We start from the raw sequence: 18,411 nt of genomic DNA on the forward strand, positions 1-18,411 counted from the left end.
AGCCCGGATGGAGCAAAGCGTAATCCGGTAACGGTGTTGCGGTTTGCACGAGTCCCGGATTTCGCTGCGCTCCATCCGGGCTACGAAGTTAAGCCTCCGCCATCCCCGCCGCCCACAGCGCGAACGCATAGACGATCGCGACTTCGTCGAGACGGTCGAAGCGCCCCGAAGCGCCGCCATGGCCCGCGCCCATGTTGGTGCGGAGAAGCACCGGGCCACCGCCGCTCATGGTGGCGCGCAGGCGCGCGATCCACTTCGCCGGTTCCCAGTAAGTCACGCGCGGATCGGTCAAGCCGCCCATCGCCAGGATCGCCGGATAGTCCTTTGCCGCGACATTGTCGTAGGGCGAGTACGACAGGATCGTGCGAAAATCCTTCTCGCTCTCGATCGGGTTGCCCCATTCCGGCCATTCCGGCGGCGTCAGCGGCAGCGTGTCGTCGAGCATGGTGTTGAGCACGTCGACGAACGGCACTTCCGCGACGATGCCCGCGAACAATTCGCCGGCGCGGTTGGCGACGGCGCCCATCAGCATGCCGCCCGCCGAGCCGCCATGGCCGACGATGCGCTTGGCGCTGGTGTATTTCGCATCGATCAGCGCACGGGCGCTGGCTGAGAAATCATCGAACGAGTTGGTCTTCTTCTCGCGCTTGCCGTCGAGATACCAACCCCAGCCCTTGTCGGCGCCGCCGCGGATATGGGCGATGGCGTAAACAAAACCGCGATCGACCAGCGACAGGCGGTTGGCGCTGAACGAGGCCGGCATCGCCATGCCGTAGGAGCCGTAGCCGTAGAGCAGCAGCGGCGCCGTGCCGTCGAGCTTCAAGCCGCGGCGATACAGGATCGACACCGGCACCTCGGCGCCATCATGCGCCTTCGCCATGATGCGCGTGGTGACATAATCGGCGGCGTTGTGGCCGGACGGGATCTCCTGCCGCTTGCGCAGGGTGCGCGCGCGCTTGACCATGTCATAATCATAGACTTCCGACGGCGTCGTCATCGACGAATAGGCGAAGCGCAAATTCGTCGTGTCGAATTCGTAGGAGCCCATCGTATCCAGCGAATAGGCGGCCTCGTCGAAGGCGATGGCGTGCTCGTCCTTCGTCGCGAGGTCGCGGATCACGATTCCCGGCAGCGCATTGGCGCGCTCCAGCCGCACCAGATGGCCGGAATAGAGATCGAGGTCGATGATGTAGATGCCCGGACGATACGGGATCAGATCGCGCCAGTTCTTGCGCTCGGGCGAGCGAAGCGGCGCCGTGACGATCTTGAAGTCGATGGCGTCATCGGCATTGGTGAGGATGAACAGCTCGTCGCCGCGGTCGGCCAGCGAATATTGCACGCCCTCCTCGCGCGCCGCGACCAGAAGCGGCGGCGCCTCCGGATGGGCGAGATCGATCAGCCGCTGCTCGGATGTTTCGTGATCGCCGCCGGCAATCACGCAGAAGCGGCCGCTGGTGCTCTCGTGCAGATGGGTGAACCAGCCGGAATCCTGCTCTTCATAGACAAGCGTGTCGTCGGCTTGTTTGGTGCCGAGCTTGTGCCGCCACACCTGCATCGGGCGGTGGTTGTCGTCGAGCTTCACATAGAAGAAGGATTTTGCATCCGCGCTCCAGACCACGCCGCCGTCGGTCTCCTCGACGAGATCGTCAAAATCCTTAGCCGTCGCCCAGTCGCGGACGCGGATCGTAAAATACTCCGAGCCCTTGGTGTCGGCGCTCCAGGCCTGCAGCTTGTGATCGTTCGAGTGCCGGCTGCCGCCGAACTTGAAATATTTGTGGTCCTTGGCGAGCGCGTCGCCGTCGAGCACGATATGGCCCTCGCCGCCATCGCGCGGCATGCGGCCGAACAGCTCGTGCTGCCCGCCCTCGCGAAACCGGCGGAAATAGGCGAAGGGCCCGTCCGGTGACGGCACGCTGGAATCGTCTTCCTTGATTCGCCCGCGCATCTCGCGCACCAGAATCTTCTTCAAGCCAGCGGTGTGGCCGAGCAGGCTCTCGGTGTAGACGTTCTCCTCATCAAGATATTTGCGGATGTCGGGATCGAGCACCTTGGGCTCGCGCAGCACCTCCTGCCATTTCTCGTCCTTCAGCCAGGCATAGTCGTCGGTCACGGTAATGCCGTGGTGGGTGAAGGAATGCGGCCGGCGCGGGGCGACGGGGGGCAGGGAAGGTGTTTTGGCCTGGGTCACTCGATCCTCGTTGAGATGCGTGTTCGACCTTATATCGTCCTGTTTCTGCGAATTGCCAGCGGGCTGCGCCAAGGACTGTGCCAAGTCGCCGGGTTGTTGATCGTGCCCTTGTATGCTTTACGGGCAATACCCCCGCCGCCGGTCCAGCCTGATGCTGTTCAATTCCTACCCGTTCATCCTGCTGTTCCTCCCCGTGGTGCTGGCCGGCTATTTCTGGCTCGGGCGGCGCAGCAATCTGACGCCGGTGATCTGGCTGGCGCTGGCCTCGCTCGCCTTCTATGCGATCGGCAACTGGCAGTTCGTGGCCCTGCTGCTGATCTCGATCGCTTTCAACTATGGCATCGGCCATCTCCTGATCGTGGCGCAGCTCGGGGCGTCACAACGCAAGGTGGCGCTCGCCCTCGGCGTCACCGGCGATCTCCTCATGCTCGGCATCTTCAAATATGCCGGCTTCGCCGCCGACAATCTCAATGCGCTGCTCGGCACGCATGCCGCGGTCCACATCCTGCTCCCGGTCGGCATCTCCTTCTACACGTTCACCCAGATCGCGTTCCTGGTCGATGCCTATCGTGGCCAGGTCGCGGCCTACGCCTTGCCGCACTACGCGCTGTTCGTGACCTATTTCCCGCATCTGATCGCGGGACCGATCCTCCACCACAAGGACATGATCCCGCAATTCGAGCGGGAGGAATCAAAGCATCCGGACGCGCATCTGATCCTGTGCGGTGTCATCATCTTCGCCATCGGCCTGTTCAAGAAGACCTGCCTTGCCGACGGCATCCAGCCGCTGGTCGCGCTCGCCTTCGAGGCGCGCTTCCCGAGTTTTGATCAGGCCTGGCTCGGCGCGCTCGCCTACACCTTCCAGCTCTATTTCGACTTTTCCGGCTATTCCGACATGGCGATCGGGATATCGTTGATGTTCGGCATTTTTCTGCCCATCAATTTCAACTCGCCATACAAGGCCACCAGCATCGTCGAGTTCTGGCGGCGCTGGCACATGACGCTGTCGCAGTTCCTGCGCGACTATCTCTACATCCCGCTCGGCGGCAATCGCCATGGCCGCGTGCTGCGCTACGTCAATTTGATGATCACGATGCTGCTCGGCGGGCTCTGGCACGGCGCGGCCTGGACGTTTGTCGTTTGGGGCGCGCTGCACGGCGCCTATCTCTGCATCAATCACGCTTTCAACGCGCTGGTGCCCAACATCCCTTCGGCTCTCGCGCGCCCGGTCCGCATCGCCGGCGCCGTGCTGACTTTCCTCGCCGTCGTCGTCGCCTGGGTGTTCTTCCGGGCCGAACGGGTCGATTGGGCGCTGCGGATGCTCACCGCCATGACCGATCCTTCGACCATCGTCTCCGGCCGTGAAGAAATCGCGGCGCTGGTGCAGGTCTCGATCTATGCCGCACTGGTGTGGTTCGCGCCAAACACGCAAGGCATCATGGGCTACGATCATGCCAATCGCAGGGTCGGCGAGGACTTTCGAGGTGGGCGGCTGCGGCCGCTGTTTCTCTACGGCGCATCGCTGGTGCTCGCGTTCGGCATTCTGGGCATCCAGAGCCACAGCGAATTCATCTATTTCCGGTTCTGATGCGAGGCACCTTCACACATCTGAGGCGTCTTCTGCTCGCGAGTGTGATCTGCGCGCTCGGCGCGGCCGCACTCACTTATCTCGTCGATCCCTTGCAACTGTTCCGTCCTTCGCGTCTCGCCATCTATTCCGACGATACGCGCGTGCAGAATGCCGGACTGATCCGCAGCCAGTCGTTCGACACCGCCTTCATGGGGACCTCGCTCGCGATCCATTTTCGCCAGAGCGATATCGACCGCACACTCGGGGTGCATTCGCTCAAGCTGGCAATGACCGGCTCCAATTCGCGCCAGCAGGGCTTTGTGCTGGAGCAGGCGATCGACCGCGGCGCCCGGCGCGTGATCTGGGAGATGGACGATTTTATCTTCGTCGATGCGGCCAACATCGAGGCCGATCCTTTTCTGTCGGCCGATCTCTACCGCAGGACGACGAAGGGCATCGCGTCCTATCTGTTCAGCGCCGCGATGGCGAAGGAATCCCTGTTCGCCTTGCTGAGGTCTGTTCCGCCATTGCGAGAGCCGCTGACGCGCGCGGCGCCTTATCTGCCCGTCAAGTTTGCGCTGGCGGATGTCGACGACATCTACGCACTGCCGCGCGATTTCGACGTCGCACGCGGTTACAACGCTAAGAGGACGCTTGCCGCCTTCGCCTACATCACCAGTCCCGTGCGCAGCCGTTTTCTCGGCGAAGGCTATGGCTACGAGGTCATGGTGCGGCATTTCGAGCGCGATGCCGTCGGTTTGATCACGCGCCATCCGGACGTGACCTTCGACATCTACTTCCCGCCTTATTCGATCCTGCAATTCGTCGCCATGCGCGATGCGGCACCAGAGGCGCTGAAGATCGTCACCGATCTCACGGCGGTGATTGCGCAGCGCCTGACGCAGCTTCCCAACGTTCGCCTTTATGATTTCCGCGCGATCGAGGCGGTGACGCACGACCTCGATAATTACAGCGACGTCATCCACCATTCGCCGGTGGTGGATGCGAAAGTGCTGGAGTGGCTCGCGAGTGGGGAATATCGGGTGGATCCGAGCAAGCCGCTCGCGTCGTTGGATGAGTTGAAGGCGCAGATCGAGGCGTACCGCGTGCCGCCAGTGAACCAGCCGTAGCCCGCATGAGCGAAGCAAGATGCGGGGCTTCGTGCACGACGATACCCGCTTTCGTGTCCCGGACGCGGTGCGGCGCGAAGTGCCGCTCCGCTGAGCCGGGACCCATCGCAGCCAGTGGGCCCCGGCTCAGCAGCGCATCACTCCGTGCTGCGCTGCGTCCGGGGCACGAGGGCCAGTTAAGCCGCCACCTCTTCACCGAGATACGACACCGCGGCTTCCAGCCCGCCCTTGCCGTGCGGGATCTTCAGCGCGTTCAGGGCGATTTCGATCACCCCTAACGTACCCAGCAGCATCGGCGCATTCACATGGCCCATATGGGCGATGCGGAAGGCCTGGCCGGAGAGGTCGCCGATGCCGGTGCCGAGCACGACGCCGCACTTGTCCTTGCAATAGCGTTGCAGCACTGCCGGATCATGGCCGTTGCTCATGGTCACCGTGGTCACGGTGTTGGAGCGCTCGCTGGCTTCGGCGATATTGAAGCCGAGCACCTGGCCTTCCGACCATGCCCCCACCGCGCGGCGCGCGGCTTCGCCGAGCAGGCTGTGGCGGCGGAAGGCGTTCTCCTGCCCTTCCTCGTGCAGCATGTCGATAGCCTGGCGCAAGGCGAACAACAGATGCACCGGCGCGGTGCCGGCATATTTGCGATAATTCTCGGTGCCCTCGCGCTCGCTCCAGCTCCAATAGGGCGTCGACATATTCGCCTTCTTTTGCACCTCGCGCGCGCGCGCGTTGGCGGCGACGAAGCCGAGGCCGGGCGGTGTCATCAGGCCCTTCTGCGAGCCGGACATCGCGACGTCGACGCCCCATTTGTCCATCTCGAACGGCATGCAGCCGAGCGAGGCCACGGTGTCGACCATGTACAGCGCGGGATGGCCGCTGGCCTTGATCGCCTTGCCGATCGCCTCGATGTCGTTCTGCACACCGCTGGCCGTGTCGACCTGAACGACGACGACGACCTTGATCTTGTGCTCCTTGTCGCGGCGCAGGCGCTCCTCGACCTCATCAGGCCGCACCGCGCGGCGCCAGTCGCCCTTGAGCACCTCGACCTCGGCGCCCATCAGGGCGGCCGCATTGCCCCAGCCGATCGCGAAGCGTCCGCTCTCCAGCACGAGCACCTTGTCGCCTCGCGACAAAACATTGCTCAAAGCGGCTTCCCAGGCGCCATGACCGTTGGCGATGTAGATGTAAGACTGGCCCTTGGTTGCGAACAGCTTCGAGACGTCCCCGAGCAGGCTGTTGGTCAGCTCGTGCATCTCCTTGGAGTAGATGTCGATCGCCGGACGGTGCATGGCCCGCAGCACTTCGTCGGGCATCGTGGTGGGCCCGGGGATGGCCAGAAATTCCCGGCCCGCGCGAACGGTCATTGCTATCAGTCCTTGTTGGTTGAGAACAGGATGGTGGGTCGCTGATTCCTACTTTTACGCGGCGCTGCGATGCAAGAAAAGCGCCTAAAACGCAGGCCAGACGGTCGCTTTTTGTTTTTTGAGCATGGTCTTGCCGGAAAACCGCTGCACACTTTTCCGGACCATGCGCTATCGTTTGGTCTCCCGACAACCGGCGGCCTCCGCCTCCTCGACCGAGCAGAACCAGCGGGTGCCCTTGCTGATCTTCATCTTGATCTGGGTGTACCAGCGGCTGGTCGGCTGGTGATAGATGCACTCGCCGGCGGTGTTGACATTGCCCTTGATGGTGCAGTCGGGCGCGGGGGCGACCGGCCCCGAGGCCGAGGCGAGCAGCACCGCATGCGCTCCCTCCGGCGGCTTGGTGGCACCCAATATCGTCGTCTTCTTGTTGCGGACGCGCCAGTCCCAGGGCGCGATGAAGGCGCCCTGCCACATCCCGGCCTTGGCCTCACGCGCGGCAGCCTCGTCCGAATCATAGTCATGCGAGACGCGGGTGTAGGACAGCGCCCAGCCGGCGCGCGCCAGCCATTTCTGGATGTCCTCGCCGCCGACGTCGCAGCGCGCCACGGTGCGGCCGCGCCGGTCGATCGACCGTGTATGGCAGACCCAGCTCTTGCCCTCGGTGTATTTGGCGAGCTCGTCGCGGGCCGCGATGCCGCAGGTCCAGCGCTCGCTCTTGGTGTTGAGGCAGAGCTGGTCGACCGCGGGTGCATCGATGCCGCCGAGGCGGACGCGCGTGTTTCCGATCACGACGGAATCGCCGGAGCGGACTTTGGCCGTGCCGGTGATGTCGGCGGCCTCGGCCAGCGACGGGAGAGCGAGCCAAGATAAGCTGAGCAAAGACAGCGCAATCAGGAATTTTCGCAACATGCCGGTCCGCGTGTGATGAAACCTCGATAGAGCCCGCAATTGTGGTCGGCTTTTGGCCTGCGGGCCAGCTTATGCCTAACGGATAGGCTTTCAACTTCCCGTCATTGGGCGAACAACTCTCGTGTCCCGGACGCGGTGCGGCGTGCAACGCCGCTCGGCAGAGCCGGGACCCAGAAAACCCCAGGCGAGCTTTTGGCGAGATGGGCCCCGGCTCTGCAGCGCACCGCCGAAGAGGCGCTGCGCTGCGTCCGGGGCACGAGACCATCTCACTCCCGCCCTGCCATCGCCCGCTTCGCCACCGCCAGCCCCATCAGCACGAACGCCGACGTCACCTCGGGACCACCGACCAGAATCCGCGTCGGGGTCTTCATCTTGTTCCACTCATAGGCACGGAACGGGCCGCGGCGACCGCCTTCGCCGAGTTGGGTGATAATGACGTTCAGCGCCGGCGCGAAGGCGCGCGGGTCGGCGCCGAGATGGCCGAGCGCGATCAGCGCCAGCGCCGCGTCGAACACGTTCATCTCCGCGGCCATCAGCTCGCCCTTCACATAGGAGAGCACGCGGTGGCGGATGAAATCGAAATCGCCGCCGGGATCGATGATGGCCTGCGCCGCCAGCGGCAGTGCCAGGAAGGCCGCATAGCAGCGGCCGAAATAGGCGCTGTAGAGCTCCGGCAAATAATAGATGTGTGAGCGCGGATTGGCGAAGGCGCCGCTGGCCGCCAGCCGCTTCTGGAAGCCGATGATGCGATGAACCGTCGCCAGCCGCGCCGGCGTCTCCAATACTTTCCAGCGCGCCAGGTTACGAAAGCTCACCTCGAGAATGTCGAGGTTGAGCGTCGGATCGAGATCGTTGCCGTAGGGCCGCTCGCCCTTGAGGTTGTCGATCCAGGTCGCAACCCCGCCCTCATAGTCGATATTGTCGTTGATCGGCACGGTCACGCGCGGCTCGTTGACGCCGGCGCGCACCTGGTAGCCGGAATAGAAGTCCAGCAGCGGCTGGTCGAGGATCGGATCGGTGCAGCCCGCCTGCGTCGCAGCCGAGATCGAGCAGGCCGTGGTGTCGCAATCCGGCACGTAGACGCCGAAGCCGAGGTCCTGCTTGATCTGCGCGAAATAGCGGGAAAAGCGCGGATGCGGCGCCGGCGCCAGCGCGGTGATGACGTTGAAGCGCGCGCCGTCGCTGCCCTCGACCTCCTCGCGGCTGATATTGACGCAGAAATCGACCATGTCGGCGATCGCGCGCTCGGCCGCGTTCTTGTCGGCGGGCGAGGCGAGCCCGGTCTCGACGAAGCTGAGCAGCGCCTCGATGAAGAACGCATCGTAATAGGCCGAGCGGTGACGGATCTGCACCGGCTCCCACATCGGCTCGGCGATGCCGGTCCAGGGCGGATTGACCACGGCGCGGGCCTGCGAGCGCGCGATGAAGACGCGGGCGAGATTGAACAGCAGCGAGGAGTTCTTGTAGCCGCGCGCGTTCAGCCCGGTGAGCGCCATGATCAGCTCGCGGCCGCGAAAATCAGGGTCGCCGATCAGGTTGAAGGCAGCATAGGTCGGCAGAAAACCGTTTTTGCGGTACGAGCCGAGCAGATGCTGCGCGCAGTCGCGGATGACCCCGTCGATCTGCGCCTGCGACGGCGCGGAGCCGGTGAACATCGCCGGCGGCGGTTTGGGATGATCGAGCGCGATGCTGTCGACGAGATCGGCGACGGGCTGGCCGACCGCCGCCCAGTCGGGCTCGGCCTCGTCGCGGGCGCGCACCAGCGCCTCGCGCAGCCGGGTCAGCTTCGCCTCGTCCCGCAGCTCGGGCACGCCCGCGCGGCGGAGCAGTATTCGCAATGCGGGATTACCGAGCGCGGTCTTGTAGAACTTGGCCAGATGCGGATCGCCGCTGGCGGAGCCCGACAAGACGGGATCGCAGACATCGTAAAGCGAGGGGCCGTCTTTGCGCGCCGTCAGCGCCCGGCAGGCGGCGCCGGCGAAATAATGAAAGCTCATGAAATACCTGGTCGCGGGGCCTTGCCCAGGGCCGGCGAGCAAGCACCCGTCCGCACGCCACCCCCTGCAAGTCGTTGAAAAAGCTACCCGGATTCGCGGGAAATACAAATGTGACGGCAGTCACGGCAAAACTCGGCACGAGGGCTGCATGATGGAGCCCCGGAAGACTACTGGGAAGCGAAAAATGCCGCTCTTCGGATCGGAGGATTAACCAATATATTCAGCAACTTAGCTCAATTTTTGGGCGATCTATTGCCGGGGAGGCTATATCCGGTTAAGGGTTTGTTTGGTGCGGCGCCGCAAATTGCGCGCAGTTCGGGGGCACATCCCCGGCCAATCCCTCAAACCTGAAGACGCTATCGCGCTACTCAAACTGTGTGCGCGCGCTTGAATGGTCTTTGGCACTGACAGGAATGAAGCGAGATGAATGTAACGCAGCTCGACATTTCCCGACGCACGATCGCGGTGGCCGCAGCCCTCATCGGCACGGTCTCGCTCGTGATCGGTGCCCATGCTGCCCTCAACATGCGCGCGCTCGATGCCGCCAAGGCTGTTACGACCGACCAGGTCACCGGTTCGATCGGCCAGACCTCGCGGCTCGCCCTCGTCATCGGTAATGGACATTATCCCGACGCCACCGCGCCGCTGACGCAGTCGATCAACGACGCCCGTGCGCTGTCCTCGACCCTGCGCAAGAACGGTTTTGATGTCGACATGGTGGAAGACGCGACCAAGGACGACATGGTCCGCGCCGTCAACCGCCTGAAGTCCCGGATCAAGCGCGACACCGTCGTCATGCTGTTCTTCGGCGGCTACGGCGTGCAGGCCGGCCGCGAGAGCTACATGCTGCCGGTCGATGCTGCGATCTGGAAGGAAAGCGACGTCCGCCGCCAGGGCGTCTCCATCGAGGGCGTGCTCGGCATGATGAAGGAGCAGGGCGCCAAGGCCAAGCTCGTCGTCGTCGATGCGTCCCGCCGTAACCCCTATGAGCGCCGCTTCCGGTCCTACAGCCACGGTCTCGCGCCGATCGGCACGCCCGATAACGCGCTGATCCTCTCCTCGGCCTCGCCCGGCAAGGTCGTCGATGACGGCAAGGGCGAGCACAGCGTGCTGGTCAGCGAGCTGCTCGGCAACATCAATGCGCAGGGCAGCGCCGAGAGCGTCTTCAACAAGACCCGCGTCGCCATCTCCCGCGCCTCCGAAGGCGACCAGATCCCGAGCGTGTCGTCGTCATTGCTCGAAGACGTGAATTTCGACCAGGCCGGCGGTTAGGCTATCGAGGGTTTGCGACGTCTCGTGCCCCGGACGCGGCGCATCATGCAATGATGCGACGCTGAGCCGAGGCCCATTCTTTTTAGCCTGTCGCTTGCGGACAAATGGGTCCCGGCTCTGCGCAGCAGCGTTGCACGCTGCAGCGCGTCCGGGACAAGCGACTTACTTCGCAGCTTCCGCGGCCATCGCCGGGCGCACGGGATCGCCTTCGCGCAGCAGCGCGCCGGCGCGGGCGACGACGACGTCGCCTTCGTTGAGGCCGTCGCGGACCTCGATATTGCCGCCCGACATCAATCCGACCTCGACGCGCTTGGTCTCGACGCGGTTGCGGCGGATCACCTGCACTACGGTGCCGGCGGATGAATATTGCACGGCGGTGAGGGGGACTGCGACATTGCAGCTCTGGCCGGTCTTGATCAGCGCACGTCCGCTCGCGTTCAGCAGCAGCCGCTTCTGCGAGGAGATGCCGATATAGACCATGCCCTGCTGGATGTTCGGTTCGACGGTCGGGCCGATGCGGCGCACCTTGCCGTCGAGATCGCCGGCGCCGGCAATGCGCACGGTCGCCTGCTGGGCGACCGCGAGTCTGCGGATATCGCTGGTCGCGACCAGGCCGACGAGATCATATTCGCTGCGCGCCACGATCGTGAACAGCGCCTCGCCCTTGGCCGAGGCGAGGTTGCCGATCTGCGCGGTCGATGTCGCGATCACACCCGCAACGGGCGCCGTTACTTGAAGCGTGCCACCTTCGGGCAGCGCCAGCCGCGCCAGCACCTGGCCGGCCGTGGTGGTCTCGCCCGCCTCCGCCAGCACCTCCGTGACCTTCAGGCCGGGACGCTCCGGCCGCACCGAGGTCTCCTCGCGCGCGATGATCGTGCCGGTGGCCTCGACGATGTCGGAGAAGCAGGATTTTGCGACTTTCAGCACGGTGACCGCCGGCCCCTTCGGCGCGTCGTCTTCGGCTGCGCGCGCGAGCGGGGCGGACAGCAGCAGCAATCCGGCGAGCGCAACGAATTTTCGGGAAATGGAAGGCGCAGGCAATGGACGCATCGGTCATTCCGGTTGGGGCCCTGACGGCCTCATCGATAGCAGAAGCGCTAGCGGTGGGCCAAGAGCCGATCGAGATCCGGCCGGATGAGAATGCCGCAGCACAGGCGGCGCGATGCCGCCTGTTGAATTAGTCTTTGGGAGAGGGGGTAAGGTTCGCTGCTGGCAGCCACCCCTGCGGCCATCCTTCGAGACGCCCGCCTCCGGCGGGCCCTCAGGATGACGTCGTGTTTCGCGGCGAAATATCAGACCCTCATGGTGAGGAGCCCGCCAAAGCGGGCGTCTCGAACCATGCTGGCCCCGCTCGCACGGCAGGCTCCTGCACTGTTCATCCAAGGGAGGGTAAGAGCCTTCACTGCAAGCTCAAAAACTCCACCCAATTCGGCTTCTTGCCGGTGGGATAGGATTTCAGCTTGGCGAGTGCGCCGCTGCTCTGGTCGATGGCATAGATCGTCATGCCGTCGGAGAGCTCGCCGACCGCGGCGAGGTAGCGGCCGGAGGGATCGATGTTGAAGCCGCGCGGCTGCTTCTCGGTCGGCACGCTGCCGATCGTGGTCAGCTTGCCGCTCGTCGCGTCGACCTTGTAGGCGGTGAGCGTGTTGGTGGTGCGCTCGGAGGCGTAGAGGAAGCGGCCGTCCGGGGTGATGTGGATGTCGGCGGCCCAGGGTTTTCCGTTGAATCCCTCAGGCAACGCGGTGGTGCGCTGGATCTCGGTCCAGGCCCCGCTCTTGGCTTCATAGCTGTAGGCCGCGACGTCGGCGTTCAGCTCGTGGATGAGGTAGACGAACTTGCCGTTGGGGTGGAACACGAAGTGCCGCGGCCCGGATTTCTCCGGCGTCTTGAACAAGGGCGGATCGCTCGGCGTCAGCGTGCCCGCCGTGGCGTCGAAGGCGAAGGCCAGCACCTGGTCGGAGCCGAGATTGGTTGCGAACACAAAGCGGTTGTCGGGAGAAGGCAGGAAGGCGTGCGCGTTCAGCCCGGTCGGGATCACCTGCTTCGGCTCGGCCACGACGCCGTTGGCCTGAAGCGGATTCAGCGCGACCTTGTTGCCGCCATAGGAGGCGCTGAACAGCACCTTGCCGCCGCGGTCGGTGGCGATGTTGGCCATGCTGTCGGCGAGCGGCCCGCTGCCGACAGGGCTGAGCTGGCCGGTCTTGGGATCGATCGCGAAGCTGACCGCGAGGAACGGCTGCGAGCGCACGCCGGCAATCAGCACGCGGTGGTCGGGCGTGATCGCGAGCGGGGTCGAGGATCCCGGTTTTTCGACGCCCGTGAAAGCAGCCGTCTGCACCGGGGTCATCTCGCCGCTCTCGGCCAGCTTGAACACGCTGATGTCGTTGCTGTCGGCGTTGCCGACATAGGCGAAGGTCTCGGCCATGCCGGCGCGGACTCCCGAAATGAGGGTGAGAAAAGTGAGGGTGGTGGCGATCGCAGCGCGGGACGCGATGCGGCTGGTCGGTCTCAACATGGGCTCCTCCTGGGATGTGCGGCGTTGTTGTTTTGCCGGGTAGGATAGCGGCAGGCGCGTCACCGCACCAAATTCCAATTGAGATCGATCGATGCTGAAATTGTATCGGTCCAAAAGCGTTTTCGAGCGAAGTGGATACCGGTTCGCGTGAAGAAAACGCGTCAAAGCAAGAATCTACCGCACAGCCGCCGTCAGGTCGCGGGAGGGCAGATGCGGGCCGGCGGGATGGTCGGGCGGCCCGAGCACGGTCCACACCGCAACTGCGAGCAGCGCCGAGGTCAAAATGGTCCAGGCGACGAGCCGTTTCCGCATCAGGCCAAATCCGTCGGTCGAAGGTTCGAGCCATCCTGCACTGCAACCGGCGACGACCCTATGAACTCGTTCACAGCCTGGGGTGTCGCGGACCGGGGATGTCGTGGCAAAGCGCCACACCGGTTAAACCGATCGCAAGGTCTTGCCGACTAACTTTACTAGCGTTGCGCTTCGCCTGCCCAAGCCGTAGGCGCCGGCCACAGGATCGTTCGGGAACGGCAAGCCTTCTTCCGCCGTTATCCCCGTCTTGCGGGTGGACACCGAAACGGAGGCTGACACGTGTTTTGGATTTGTTGGAACACCGCCTGGTCGCTCATCATCAGCGGCATCATGTTCGCCACCATCGTCACGCATCCCGACGCCGAGTTCGTCGAAGTGCGTGCCGCCAAGCGGCTGATGTGAACTTTTGACCTCATAGAGGCGTTGCCGCTCGATCGTTGGGTCCGCCTTCACGGCGAAGCCCGCGGTCCGAGGTCCGGTTTGGATTCGCCTCCGTTTCCGGGCCTCGTCCTGCCGGGCTCGCTCACTGCATCGCGGCTGCGATCTTCTCCGCCGTCATCAGCACCGGAAAATTGGTGTTGGCGCAGGGCACCACCGGGAAGATCGAGGCGTCGACGACGCGCAGGCCCTGGATGCCCTTGACGCGTCCCTGGTTGTCGACCACCGCCATCGGATCGCTGGCCAGGCCCATGCGGCATGAGCAGGAGGCGTGCCAGACGCCGATCGTCGCATTGCGCACGAACGCTTCCAGCGCCTCGTCGTCGTTGATCACCTGGTCGAAGGTGAAACCTTCGACGACGAAATTATCGATCATGTAGTGGCGCAGCGCCGCCGGACCGTCCATCAGCGTCGCGGCGATCTTGGTCAAGATCCTGTTCCTGGTGTTGACCACGCCGATCTTGCGGACCTTGTCGGTATAGGCGGCCGGAAACGGCTTGTCCGTCACCGCCTTGACCACGTCGCTCATCTGCACCGCCGCCATTTTGCGGAAGCCGCTCATCAGGCGATCGAGATCACGCCGGTCGGACAGCAGATTGAACTCGACGATCGGCTCGGCCGAGGGATCGCGCGAGGCAAGCTTGACCTGTCCGGTCTCCGAATAGGTCTTGTTGACGAAGGTCAGCAGCGAGCCGATTTGCTCGCCGACCGCGTGCCAGGCCGATTTGCTGAGCAGAACGACGAACATGTCGCCCTTCGGCACGCCCGCGAGCCCGGACGAATAACGAAGGCCCAGTTGCATGTGGCGCCTGGTATGCTCGTTCATGCGCGCGCCGCGGCGAACAAATGACGACAGCGAAATCGAGGGATGATCCATCAGGCGCTGGCCGACGCCCGGCAAGCCCATCAGGACGGGAATCCCGAGATCCTTGAGGTGGCCGACCGGGCCGATGCCGGCACGCAGCAGATGCGCCGGCGAATGGATCGCGCCCGAGGAGAGAATGATCTCGCGGCCGCGGAATTCCTGCTCCCGTCCGTCGACGACCGCCTTCACGCCGACGCATTGGGTGCCTTCGAACAGCAGCTCTCTCACCTGCGTGCCGGTGGAGATCGTCAGATTGGCGCGCTTGCGCGTGTCGCGATCGAGATAGCCCATCGCGGCCGAGACGCGTTGCTCGGCCTGGTTGGAGTGCGTCACCGGGAAATAGCCGTCGACGAACTCGCCGTTCTGGTCGGCTACGAATGGATGGCCGGCCTGCTGAAAGGCGTCGGCGAAGGCCTGCGAATGCCGCGTCCAGTGCTCCCTTGGAATTCTGCGCACCGGAATTCGGCCGTCCTTGCCGTGATAGGGGCCGTCAAAATCGAGGTCGCGCTCGACCTTCTTGAAGAACGGCAGCACGTCGTTCCAGGTCCACCCCTCGGCGCCGCGCGCATCCCATTCGTCGTAATCGGTCGGTGCGCCGCGGTTGGCCATCTGGCCGTTGATCGACGAGCCGCCGCCCAGCACGCGCGCCTGCTCGTATTTGCGTAAAGGCGGCCGCGCTTCGTTCGGATTGTTGTGGCTGACGACCTGCGTCGTGACCTTCAGCTCGGTCCAGTGGAAGCGCGGATCGAAATAGGCCGTGCCCGGATAGCTGTCTCGAATTTCGGCCGGCTCGTTGCCGGGTGGCGTGTCCTGACCGGCTTCGCAGAGCAGGACCTTGTTGGCACTCTTGGCGGAGAGCCGGTGGGCCAGCACGGACCCCGCCGAGCCGCCGCCCACGATAATGAAGTCGTACACGATTGGCGTTTCCTCTTGTTCTTGTCCCAAGAGGGTAGCGTGGTTTGATCGCGAGGTCACGCCGCGTGGATCACTGCATCGGCTGATACGCAGATTTCTGTCACCATGTGATCAACGGAGAACGATGCAGCCAGGCATCGGTCCGCAGTTGATCCAGCACGAACGCCGCAACGTCCGCGCGCGATATCGTGCCGCCATGAAAGTTGGAGAGCTCCGTAAGCGAGCGGATCGCATCGCGGCCGGGCTTGTCATTCAGGACGGCGGGGCGAACGAGAACCCAGTCGAGCCCGCTGTCCCTGACGATGGCTTCCTGCCGGTCCTTGTCGGCGTAGACCTTGCGCAACAGAAGCGGGAATATCAGTCTGTCGAAGAGAAAGCCGCCATGCCCGGCGCTTTCGCCGGCGCCCATCCCCGTGATGCACAACAGGCGCGAGACGTGCTTGGCCTTCATCGCGTCGACCAGCGCGCGCGTCGCGGTCGAGAGCAGCGTCACCTCGCGGAATGGGCTTGCCGGCGTGCCGAGCGCGCTGACGACGGCGTCCTGTCCCTTGAGGGCTTCGCGCAACGCACTCTCGTCGCGGACGTCTCCGACGATCAGCCTGGCGCCTTTCAGATCGCTCGCCTTCGCGGCTGACCGCACCAGCGCGGTGACCTGATGTCCGCGCGCCAGAGCCTGGCTGACGATCAGACGCCCGGTGCCGCCGGTCGCTCCGAGCACCAGAATCTTCGAAGGGGAAGTCTTGGAGGGGGAAGTCTTGGCGTCAGTGTCGATCATGGTCGTATTCCCTGATTGTCGTTGTCTGGTTCAGGAGGAGGCTGTGATCTCGGCGACGAAGTCGCGATAGGAGCGCAAGGGACGGCCCAGCAGTGACGTCAGCCGCTCGACGTCGCCGGTCTCGGGGAGCATTCCGTCGGTGAGAAAGCGCTCGCTCATCAGCCGCATGTCGAAGGCCATCCAGCCCGGCATGAACTGTCTGAGGTTGTTCTCGAAGCCGGCGGTGTCGTCGCCGGGATAGGCGATGGTGCGGCCCAGCACCTCCGACCAGATGGCGGCGGCCTTTGCGCCGGTCAGCGTATCGGGACCGACAAGATTGATCCGGTCGCGCGGAAGCGGCACGGCAGACCTCTCACGACGGATCAGCTCGATGGCGGCGACCTCGCCGATGTCGCGCGCGTCGATCATCGCGAGGCCCTTGCTGCCGATCGGCATCGGGTAGATGCCGTATCCGGTCACCACGTCCCTGATCGTGATCTCGTTGTTCATGAAATATGCGGGGCGCAGGATCGTGGCGTTGAGGCCCATCTGCTCGATCATCCGCTCGACACCGTACTTGCCGGCGAAGTGCGGCACGTTCACGTAGACATCGCTGTGGATCACCGACAGGTACACGATCCGCTCGATGCCGGCCTCGCGCGCCAGGTTCAGCGCGATCAGCGCCTGAGTGAATTCATCCGGCACCACGGCGTTGAGCAGGAACAGGGTCGAAACACCCGAGAGTGCGCTGCGCATCGACTCGACATCGAGCAGGTCGCCCTTCACGGCGGTCACGCTAGCCGGGAAGCTGGCCTTCGCGGGATCGCGGACGAGGGCGCGGACGTCGGCGCCGCGCTTGACGAGCTGCTCGACGACGCTGCGGCCGACAGTGCCGGTGGCACCGGTAACGAGGATGGTCATGGGGATCACTCCGGTTGGGGTTGGAAGACACCCCCAAGCTAGTGATCCACATTCAGGTCGATAGCCGCTATATTTGGACAGTCTGTCTCACTGGTGGAACAAATGGATTTGCTTGCGCTGGCCGATTTTAATCTGGTCGCCCGTCACGGCGGCTTTGGACGGGCCGCGCGAGCCACCGGCCGTCCAAAAGCGACGTTGTCTCGCCGGGTCTCCGAACTGGAGAGCAGCCTCGATCTGCGTCTGTTCGAGCGCGGAACGCGCATATTGAAGCTCACCCAGGAAGGGCGGGCGCTCCACGAGCGGACTGGGGCGTTGCTCGCCGAGCTCGACGAGACGGCAGCCGCGATCGCATCCGGCGGAGACAGTCCGCGCGGCCGGCTGCGGATCAGCGCGCCGCTTCTGTTCTCACAGGCCGCGATGGGAAAACTCGCCGCAGCATTCGCGCTGAAATATCCGGAGGTCCGCCTCGAGGTCACGACGGAAGATCGCGCCGTCAACATGATCGAGGAGGGCCATGATCTGGTGATCCGCGTCAATCCGGATCCTGACGAAAGTCTTGTCGGACGAATCTTTCTACGCGATCGGGTGGTGGTGGTGGCGAGCCCGAGCCTGGATCGTCCGACGGACGATGGCGCCGTACCGGCCGTGGTGCGCGGAGCGAGTGATCTGACCGCTTGGGATGTGGTGGCGTCAAACGGAAGCTCACGGATCACGGTCGAGCCGGTGCTTCGCCTGTCATCGCTCATCATGGTCCGCGATGCGGTGCGCGCCGGTGTCGGTGCCGCGCGGCTTCCTGTCTCGCTGGTGAGCCGTGACCTCGCTGCCGGCAAGCTCGTGCACTGGGGTAATGTCGACGGACCCGAGATCGCTCTCTGGACGCTCTATCCGTCGCGTCGGCTGCTGAGTGCGCGCGTATCCGCGTTCCTCGACTTTCTGAAGGAAGCGTTTCCCGCAGGGACACCCGAGGAACTTGCGTCGTTTATCGACTGAGTCCTATTGCAGGACCTTCGGCATCACGACGACGACGTCGACCTGCTTGCCCAACACCCGCGATGCGACTGTGGCGATGAGAGGCGAATAGCTGTCCTCGATGTCGGAGGCGACGTCCTCGTTCCTGGCGAAGGCGTAGAGCATTGTGCTCTCGATTTCGTCGAAACGGATGCCGGCGAAGACGCGATCGAATGCCTCGGCGCCGACGGCGCCCGCTACGAGCGCCTGGATGGCCTGGTCCTGGACGAGTGTGAGCTTCATCATGCGAAGG

At 64.2% G+C, this 18,411-nt stretch carries 16 protein-coding genes; 5 read left to right on the forward strand and 11 right to left on the reverse strand.

From position 1 onward, the window contains the following. Window positions 1-88: 88 nt before the first annotated feature. Window positions 89-2,188 (reverse strand): S9 family peptidase, encoded by a 2,100-nt coding sequence (locus BMW89_RS26750; RefSeq protein WP_092031009.1) that lies wholly within the window; start codon window positions 2,186-2,188, stop codon window positions 89-91. Window positions 2,189-2,339: 151 nt separating this feature from the next. Here BMW89_RS26750 and BMW89_RS26755 point away from each other — a divergent pair, with 151 nt between their 5' ends. Further along, a complete protein-coding gene (locus BMW89_RS26755) occupies window positions 2,340-3,776 on the forward strand; it encodes an MBOAT family O-acyltransferase (RefSeq protein WP_092030571.1) in 1,437 nt (478 codons plus the stop codon). After that, window positions 3,776-4,888, forward strand: a complete 1,113-nt coding sequence (locus BMW89_RS26760; RefSeq protein WP_092030573.1) for a hypothetical protein — start codon at window positions 3,776-3,778, stop codon at window positions 4,886-4,888. The genes BMW89_RS26755 and BMW89_RS26760 overlap by 1 nt, the downstream gene beginning before the upstream one ends. 176 nt (window positions 4,889-5,064) lie before the next feature. Here the strand turns inward: BMW89_RS26760 and BMW89_RS26765 are convergent, their stop codons facing one another. The 3 genes from BMW89_RS26765 to BMW89_RS26775 form a co-directional block, all read right to left on the reverse strand. Beyond that, a complete protein-coding gene (locus BMW89_RS26765; RefSeq protein WP_092030575.1) occupies window positions 5,065-6,252 on the reverse strand; it encodes a pyridoxal-phosphate-dependent aminotransferase family protein in 1,188 nt (395 codons plus the stop codon). A 168-nt stretch (window positions 6,253-6,420) separates the two neighbouring features. Beyond that, window positions 6,421-7,161, reverse strand: a complete 741-nt coding sequence (locus tag BMW89_RS26770; RefSeq protein ID WP_092030577.1) for a thermonuclease family protein — start codon at window positions 7,159-7,161, stop codon at window positions 6,421-6,423. 266 nt (window positions 7,162-7,427) lie between these two features. Continuing rightward, the gene (locus BMW89_RS26775) at window positions 7,428-9,158 is read right to left on the reverse strand and encodes a hypothetical protein (protein WP_092030580.1); all 1,731 of its coding nucleotides are present in this window, start codon (window positions 9,156-9,158) and stop codon (window positions 7,428-7,430) included. A gap of 423 nt (window positions 9,159-9,581) precedes the next feature. Here BMW89_RS26775 and BMW89_RS26780 point away from each other — a divergent pair, with 423 nt between their 5' ends. After that, window positions 9,582-10,430: a caspase family protein gene (locus BMW89_RS26780; protein ID WP_092030582.1), complete on the forward strand. Its 849-nt coding sequence runs from the start codon at window positions 9,582-9,584 to the stop codon at window positions 10,428-10,430. 162 nt (window positions 10,431-10,592) lie between these two features. Here BMW89_RS26780 and BMW89_RS26785 read toward each other — a convergent pair whose 3' ends face one another. From BMW89_RS26785 to BMW89_RS38075, 3 genes are all read right to left on the reverse strand, one after another. After that, complete coding sequence (locus BMW89_RS26785; protein WP_092030584.1) at window positions 10,593-11,480, reverse strand: efflux RND transporter periplasmic adaptor subunit; 888 nt, start codon at window positions 11,478-11,480, stop codon at window positions 10,593-10,595. 349 nt (window positions 11,481-11,829) lie between these two features. Then, complete coding sequence (locus BMW89_RS26790; RefSeq protein WP_092030587.1) at window positions 11,830-12,945, reverse strand: lactonase family protein; 1,116 nt, start codon at window positions 12,943-12,945, stop codon at window positions 11,830-11,832. A gap of 174 nt (window positions 12,946-13,119) precedes the next feature. Continuing rightward, a complete protein-coding gene (locus tag BMW89_RS38075) occupies window positions 13,120-13,257 on the reverse strand; it encodes a hypothetical protein (protein WP_177196334.1) in 138 nt (45 codons plus the stop codon). 279 nt (window positions 13,258-13,536) lie between these two features. Between BMW89_RS38075 and BMW89_RS38585 the strand changes: the two genes are divergently transcribed. Further along, on the forward strand, window positions 13,537-13,659 hold the full coding sequence (locus tag BMW89_RS38585) for a hypothetical protein (RefSeq protein WP_283805334.1): 123 nt from the start codon (window positions 13,537-13,539) through the stop codon (window positions 13,657-13,659). 121 nt (window positions 13,660-13,780) lie between these two features. Here the strand turns inward: BMW89_RS38585 and BMW89_RS26800 are convergent, their stop codons facing one another. The 3 genes from BMW89_RS26800 to BMW89_RS26810 form a co-directional block, all read right to left on the reverse strand. Then, window positions 13,781-15,475 carry a GMC family oxidoreductase gene (locus BMW89_RS26800; protein ID WP_092030592.1) on the reverse strand — a complete coding sequence of 565 codons (1,695 nt, stop codon included), beginning with the start codon at window positions 15,473-15,475 and terminating at the stop codon, window positions 13,781-13,783. A gap of 100 nt (window positions 15,476-15,575) precedes the next feature. Then, window positions 15,576-16,250 (reverse strand): NAD(P)-dependent oxidoreductase, encoded by a 675-nt coding sequence (locus tag BMW89_RS26805; RefSeq protein WP_092030595.1) that lies wholly within the window; start codon window positions 16,248-16,250, stop codon window positions 15,576-15,578. A gap of 30 nt (window positions 16,251-16,280) precedes the next feature. After that, window positions 16,281-17,150: an SDR family oxidoreductase gene (locus BMW89_RS26810; protein WP_092030597.1), complete on the reverse strand. Its 870-nt coding sequence runs from the start codon at window positions 17,148-17,150 to the stop codon at window positions 16,281-16,283. Window positions 17,151-17,252: 102 nt separating this feature from the next. Here BMW89_RS26810 and BMW89_RS26815 point away from each other — a divergent pair, with 102 nt between their 5' ends. Then, window positions 17,253-18,140 carry a LysR family transcriptional regulator gene (locus tag BMW89_RS26815; protein WP_092030599.1) on the forward strand — a complete coding sequence of 296 codons (888 nt, stop codon included), beginning with the start codon at window positions 17,253-17,255 and terminating at the stop codon, window positions 18,138-18,140. Window positions 18,141-18,143: 3 nt separating this feature from the next. On the opposite strand, the gene BMW89_RS26820 is transcribed toward BMW89_RS26815, so the two are convergent. Further along, the gene (locus tag BMW89_RS26820) at window positions 18,144-18,404 is read right to left on the reverse strand and encodes a hypothetical protein (RefSeq protein WP_177196335.1); all 261 of its coding nucleotides are present in this window, start codon (window positions 18,402-18,404) and stop codon (window positions 18,144-18,146) included. Window positions 18,405-18,411: the final 7 nt, after the last annotated feature.

Origin of the sequence: Bradyrhizobium sp. OK095 (assembly GCF_900109945.1) — a bacterium.
Lineage (GTDB): Bacteria > Pseudomonadota > Alphaproteobacteria > Rhizobiales > Xanthobacteraceae > Bradyrhizobium.

What these genes read in the sequence shown, in the direction of transcription:
- BMW89_RS26755 (WP_092030571.1), top strand. Translation starts at nt 2,340, where the DNA reads ATGCTGTTCAATTCCTACCCGTTCATCCTGCTGTTCCTCCCCGTGGTG.
- BMW89_RS26760 (WP_092030573.1), top strand. Translation starts at nt 3,776, where the DNA reads ATGCGAGGCACCTTCACACATCTGAGGCGTCTTCTGCTCGCGAGTGTG.
- BMW89_RS26765 (WP_092030575.1), bottom strand. Translation starts at nt 6,252, where the DNA reads ATGACCGTTCGCGCGGGCCGGGAATTTCTGGCCATCCCCGGGCCCACC.
- BMW89_RS26770 (WP_092030577.1), bottom strand. Translation starts at nt 7,161, where the DNA reads ATGTTGCGAAAATTCCTGATTGCGCTGTCTTTGCTCAGCTTATCTTGG.
- BMW89_RS26775 (WP_092030580.1), bottom strand. Translation starts at nt 9,158, where the DNA reads ATGAGCTTTCATTATTTCGCCGGCGCCGCCTGCCGGGCGCTGACGGCG.
- BMW89_RS26780 (WP_092030582.1), top strand. Translation starts at nt 9,582, where the DNA reads ATGAATGTAACGCAGCTCGACATTTCCCGACGCACGATCGCGGTGGCC.
- BMW89_RS26785 (WP_092030584.1), bottom strand. Translation starts at nt 11,480, where the DNA reads ATGCGTCCATTGCCTGCGCCTTCCATTTCCCGAAAATTCGTTGCGCTC.
- BMW89_RS26790 (WP_092030587.1), bottom strand. Translation starts at nt 12,945, where the DNA reads ATGTTGAGACCGACCAGCCGCATCGCGTCCCGCGCTGCGATCGCCACC.
- BMW89_RS38075 (WP_177196334.1), bottom strand. Translation starts at nt 13,257, where the DNA reads ATGCGGAAACGGCTCGTCGCCTGGACCATTTTGACCTCGGCGCTGCTC.
- BMW89_RS26805 (WP_092030595.1), bottom strand. Translation starts at nt 16,250, where the DNA reads ATGATCGACACTGACGCCAAGACTTCCCCCTCCAAGACTTCCCCTTCG.
- BMW89_RS26810 (WP_092030597.1), bottom strand. Translation starts at nt 17,150, where the DNA reads ATGACCATCCTCGTTACCGGTGCCACCGGCACTGTCGGCCGCAGCGTC.
- BMW89_RS26815 (WP_092030599.1), top strand. Translation starts at nt 17,253, where the DNA reads ATGGATTTGCTTGCGCTGGCCGATTTTAATCTGGTCGCCCGTCACGGC.
- BMW89_RS26820 (WP_177196335.1), bottom strand. Translation starts at nt 18,404, where the DNA reads ATGATGAAGCTCACACTCGTCCAGGACCAGGCCATCCAGGCGCTCGTA.